The organism is Lacticaseibacillus songhuajiangensis (assembly GCF_003946025.1).
GTDB classification, from domain to species: Bacteria; Bacillota; Bacilli; order Lactobacillales; family Lactobacillaceae; genus Lacticaseibacillus; species Lacticaseibacillus songhuajiangensis.
Genome location: NZ_RHNR01000091.1, coordinates 1 through 1,193 on the forward strand (window position 1 = coordinate 1; position 1,193 = coordinate 1,193).

Here is a 1,193-nt window from a genome sequence, read left to right on the forward strand (position 1 = left end):
CCCTGGTTTAAAATCGAAGTGCAACACCTGATAAAGCAGACCAATTTGCACAAAAAGGTCATGAAGACCTATTCTTGTTAGCGTCCAAACCATACAAGAAAGCAGGAATCTTCATGACCCACTCTCAGAGTACCACCGCTCGCTCTTATCACCAACTCACTTCCGATGAACGAGGCAAAATTGAAGTGCTGTGCGCCCAGGGCAAAACTCTAAGTGTAATTGCTGGAGACCTGAACCGCAGTAAGAGCACGATTAGTCGTGAGTTAAAACGAGGTGTCGTTAATCAGATGGATTCACACCACCGAATCCATCCTGTGTATTTTGCAGACGCCGCTCAGTGCAAGCACGAAGAGGCCAGAGTCAATAGTCATGCCAAGGGATTGCTAGAGCGGTGTGACTATTTCTTTAAGGAGCTGGTCGAAGCGTTAAAGCAGCGTCCGCGCATTCACAGCGTTGATAGTTTTGTCCATGACTTTCAGATGCGCTTCCCACACCTGAAGTGTCCATCAACCCCAACGGTCTATCGGTACATTGACGCGGGTCTTCTCCCACTTACCAACTTAGACTTACCCGTCAAATTAAGGCGTCGCGTCAAACGACCGGGATTGCGCCACGCTCGAATGAATAAGCACAACCTTGGTGAGTCGATTGAGAATCGGCCAAAGGCCGTTGACGGCCGGCTAGGAGTCGGTCACTGGGAAGGTGATCTGGTCAAAGGAAAGCGAGTTGAAAGCGAACCAGCATTAATGACACTCACGGAGCGATACTCCCGAACCGAGATTATCGTCAAGCTACCTGACTATCACGCGGAAACCTGTCGCCGCGCCCTTCAAGCAACGATAGATGATTATGGTGCCAAGGAGTTCGACTCCATCACGTTTGACAACGGTTCAGAGTTCTCATCGTTAGCCAGCGTGACGGGAACGAAGATCTACTTTGCCCATCCATACTCGCCTTGGGAGCGCGGATCAAACGAGAATGCCAATGGCCTTTTGCGAGAGTACTTCCCTAAAGGCAAGTCATTTAAACGCGTGACCTTGGAGGAAATTCAGGCGGTCCAGTCAGCGTTGAATCACCGCCCAAGACGTTCACTAGGTTGGCTGCGACCATGTGATTACTACCCCAACATGGCATGACCTATACCGCTAACAAGAATCGGTTAAAAAGTGTTGCGCTTGATTTGACAATTGAGG

Annotated in this window: 1 protein-coding gene; it reads left to right on the forward strand. The window is 49.7% G+C overall.

Annotated elements, in window-relative coordinates:
• Positions 1-113 precede the first annotated feature (113 nt).
• Entirely contained in the window at positions 114-1,136 is a 1,023-nt protein-coding gene (locus EKM97_RS11850) for an IS30 family transposase (RefSeq protein ID WP_125572578.1), read from the forward strand.
• The last annotated feature ends 57 nt before the right edge of the window (positions 1,137-1,193 follow it).